This is a genomic window from Streptomyces sparsus, from assembly GCF_054776295.1.
Genome location: NZ_BAAHCA010000531.1, coordinates 1 through 3,426, shown reverse-complemented (window position 1 = coordinate 3,426; position 3,426 = coordinate 1). Strand labels below are relative to the sequence as shown.

The window sequence follows — 3,426 nt, the reverse complement described above, 5'->3', positions numbered from 1 at the left end:
CCCCAGTCGGCCAGCACCACCGGGGTTCCCGGCTCGGTGCGGGCCACCGCCGCGGCGAGGCTCTCCCGGTCCGGTCGCCGGCCGAACGCCGTCACCAGGTTGAACGCCGATCCTCGCGGCACGTCGGCAGGACCGCCGCTGACCAGGTCGACCGGCCACGGCCGGGCGCCCAACTGCGGTTCCGGCAGCAGCCGTGCCCTCGCGAGCGCCAGCCGCGTGTCGTCGGTGTCGGTGCCGACCACCGCCGCCCCCCGCCCCGCGGCCAGCAGCAGCGCCAGCCCGGAACCGCAGCCCAGGCCCAGCAACCGGGTGTCGGGCCCGACCTCGACCCGTTCGTACACCGCCTCGTAAAGCGGCACCAGCATCCGTTCCTGGATTTCGGCCCAGTCCCGGGCGAGCTGTGCGCGCTGCTCGTGGTGAGCGAGCGTGGAAGTCATCTGGGCGCCCCAATCGCCGAAAGATCGTTGCTGTTGTCATCCGGCACCCGGCGTCAACCGGTGTCGGTGCTCGCTGCCCGCGCGGGCCCGGCCCCCATGACAGGGAACTGCGGAACCGGCCCCGCGTCCAGGGGCTGTACGGCCCTGCTCGACGGAGCGGGCCCGATTCACGATTCTGCTCCACCCGCCCGTAACATGCGCGTCATGACCGGCGGTTCCGGCCGAGCGGCCACCGGGTACGCGGCGGCCGGAGCACACCATGGGACCGCTGCCGACACGTCGTGAGAGCCGAGTACCACAGGCCGTACGGGCGCCCGGCTGCTCTTTCGGAAGGTTCGCCCGATCGAGTGAGGCCCCCCGCCGGGTGGCGTGAACCCGCTGGTCCGCCCCACGGGGGCCGGCAACCGTGGCACTGTGGGAGCTCGAAGCCCGTCCGGTCGGCATTACGTCCCCTGCTGAGGCAGGTGTACGGGCTCGTCCGCAGATCGGCGTACCCGCCCTCATACCGGGCCATCAGGGGCAACTGACTGGTACGTGCAAAATATTTAAGATGCCCCGGAATCGGAACACAGGCGGGCCCCGGCTCGTTGTCACGACGTGAGCACGACACCACCTGTCCTCGCCGCCGAACTGGCAGCCGCCTGGGCCGACATTCAACGGCACCATCCGGAGCTGCCCGACCTGGCCGCGCCCGAATCGCTGATCGGGGAGTCGTCGTCCGCCTGCGGCGCCGAGCTCTCCTTCGAACGCCTGCTGCACGAGGCAGTCCACGGGATCGCCGCGGCCCGCGGGATCCGCGACACCTCGCGAGCGGGCCGCTACCACAACAGGAGGTTTCTGGCGGTCGCCGAGGAACTCGGCCTGGAGCACTCCGAGGAGCCGCATCCGAGCAGTGGGTTCTCGCTCGTCGTCATGACGCACGAGGCGAAGAGACGCTACCGGACGACGGCCGAGCGGCTTCGCCGCGCACTGCGCGCACACTCCGTCGCCACCAGCGGTGACACCGCGCGCAGTTTCCGGGGTCCGGCCGCGCGGCACGGTTCGTCCGGTGGCGGCGTCCGGGTCAAGGCGGTGTGCGACTGCGGGCGCAACGTCCGCGTCGTTCCGTCCGTGCTGGCCCAGGCGCCGATCATGTGCGGTGCGTGCGGCAAGCAGTTCCGCATTCCCGAGGCGGTTGCGGTCGGCTGAGTGTGGCACAATGGGCGGCTGTACTCGACAGCCGCCCAGGACCCCTCTCTCCTTCGGCTGACGCGTCCATCGGACTCGAACGGGTACCACAACCCCACGTGGCATCCTGCCGGGTCCAACCACGTCAAGACCAGGAGACACCACAGCTGTGGCAGTCAAGATCAAGTTGAAGCGTCTCGGCAAGATCCGTTCGCCTCACTACCGCATCATCATCGCCGACTCGCGTACCCGCCGTGACGGTCGGGCCATCGAGGAGATCGGCCTGTACCACCCGGTGCAGAACCCGTCGCGCATCGAGGTCGACTCCGAGCGTGTGCAGTACTGGCTGAGTGTCGGCGCGCAGCCGACCGAGCCCGTCGCCGCCATTCTCAAGGTCACCGGTGACTGGCAGAAGTTCAAGGGCCTGCCGGCCCCGGAGCCGATGAAGGTCGCCGAGCCCAAGGCCGACAAGAAGGCCCTCTTCGAAGCTGCGGCCAAGGCCTCCGGCGACGAGCCCAAGGGTGAGGCCATCACCCCCAAGGCGAAGAAGGCCGACAAGGCCGACAAGGCGGAGCAGGCCGACGCCGAGGCTGCGGCCCCGGCTGAGTCGACCGAGGCCTGAGCATGCTCGAGGAAGCCCTCGAGCACCTCGTCAAGGGCATCGTCGATCATCCCGACGAGGTTCAGGTCGCGTCGCGCACCATGCGTCGCGGGAGCGTACTGGAGGTCCGGGTCCACCCCGACGACCTCGGTAAGGTGATCGGCCGCAACGGCCGTACCGCCCGCTCCCTGCGTACCGTCGCGGGCGCCCTCGGCGGCCGCGGTGTCCGCGTCGACCTGGTCGACGTGGACGACATCCGCTGACCGGCGGTTGCCGCAGGGACAGAGCACAACGCAGTACCGGCACGGGCCGGGGACGGGTGTGATCCGTCCCCGGCCCGTGGTCGTGCACCAGCCCGGTAGGCCCGGAGAAGGAAGAGCACCGTGCAGCTCGTAGTCGCGCGCATCGGCCGCGCCCACGGCATCAAGGGCGACGTCACCGTCGAGGTCAGAACCGACGAGCCGGAGGTGCGGCTCGCGCCGGGCGCCGTCCTGGCCACCGACCCCGCCTCGGTCGGTCCGCTCACCATCGAGACCGGCCGCGTGCACAGCGGCCGGCTGCTGCTGCGTTTCGAGGGCGTGCGGGACCGCAGCGCCGCCGAGGCGCTGCGCAACACCCTGCTGATCGCCGAGGTGGACCCCACCGAGGTCCCGGAGGACCCGGACGAGTACTACGACCACCAGCTGATCGATCTGGACGTGGTGACCCGCGACGGCACCGCCGTCGGGCGCGTCAGCGAAGTCGCCCACCTTCCCGGGCAGGACCTCCTTGTGATCACCAGGGTCGAGGGCGGCGAGGTGCTGATCCCGTTCGTCGAGGAGATGGTGCCGGAGATCGACCTGGACGCGCAGCGCGCGGTCGTCGACCCGCCGCCGGGTCTGCTCGACGAGGGTGAGGCGGTGTGAGACTCGACGTCGTCACCATCTTCCCCGAGTACCTCGAACCGCTGAACGTCTCCCTGGTCGGCAAGGCCCGTGCCCGGGGCCTGCTCGACGTGCGGGTGCACGATCTGCGGGCCTGGGCCCGCGACCGGCACCACACCGTGGACGACACCCCTTACGGTGGCGGTCCCGGCATGGTCATGAAGCCCGAACCGTGGGGCGCGGCACTGGACGAGGTACTCGGTTCCCGCGACGTCCCCGCCCCGCCCGAAGCCGTTGCGGAAGCCGGCGGCGGGGCCGCCACCGGAGCGGATGGCGGGGCCGATGGCGGCGTCGAGGC

The 3,426-nt window shown here is 70.9% G+C and carries 5 protein-coding genes and 1 pseudogene; 5 read left to right on the top strand and 1 reads right to left on the bottom strand.

The window, feature by feature from the left end:
* A partial coding sequence (locus tag ACYVE9_RS19735) for a methyltransferase domain-containing protein (protein WP_461029211.1) occupies positions 1-437 on the bottom strand: 437 nt, incomplete at its 3' end.
* 597 nt (positions 438-1,034) lie between these two features.
* On the opposite strand from ACYVE9_RS19735, the gene ACYVE9_RS19730 reads away from it, so the two are divergent.
* The 5 genes and pseudogenes from ACYVE9_RS19730 to ACYVE9_RS19710 all read left to right on the top strand — a co-directional run.
* Positions 1,035-1,625 (top strand): hypothetical protein, encoded by a 591-nt coding sequence (locus ACYVE9_RS19730; RefSeq protein WP_461029210.1) that lies wholly within the window; start codon positions 1,035-1,037, stop codon positions 1,623-1,625.
* Between the two features lie 148 nt (positions 1,626-1,773).
* Positions 1,774-2,226 carry a 30S ribosomal protein S16 gene (gene rpsP / locus ACYVE9_RS19725; RefSeq protein ID WP_461029209.1) on the top strand — a complete coding sequence of 151 codons (453 nt, stop codon included), beginning with the start codon at positions 1,774-1,776 and terminating at the stop codon, positions 2,224-2,226.
* Between the two features lie 2 nt (positions 2,227-2,228).
* Positions 2,229-2,468 carry an RNA-binding protein gene (locus tag ACYVE9_RS19720; protein ID WP_461029208.1) on the top strand — a complete coding sequence of 80 codons (240 nt, stop codon included), beginning with the start codon at positions 2,229-2,231 and terminating at the stop codon, positions 2,466-2,468.
* A gap of 120 nt (positions 2,469-2,588) precedes the next feature.
* The gene (gene rimM, locus ACYVE9_RS19715) at positions 2,589-3,110 is read left to right on the top strand and encodes a ribosome maturation factor RimM (RefSeq protein ID WP_461029207.1); all 522 of its coding nucleotides are present in this window, start codon (positions 2,589-2,591) and stop codon (positions 3,108-3,110) included.
* Positions 3,107-3,426: pseudogene (locus ACYVE9_RS19710) on the top strand (hypothetical protein); the annotation flags it as partial. The gene rimM and the pseudogene ACYVE9_RS19710, both read left to right, overlap by 4 nt.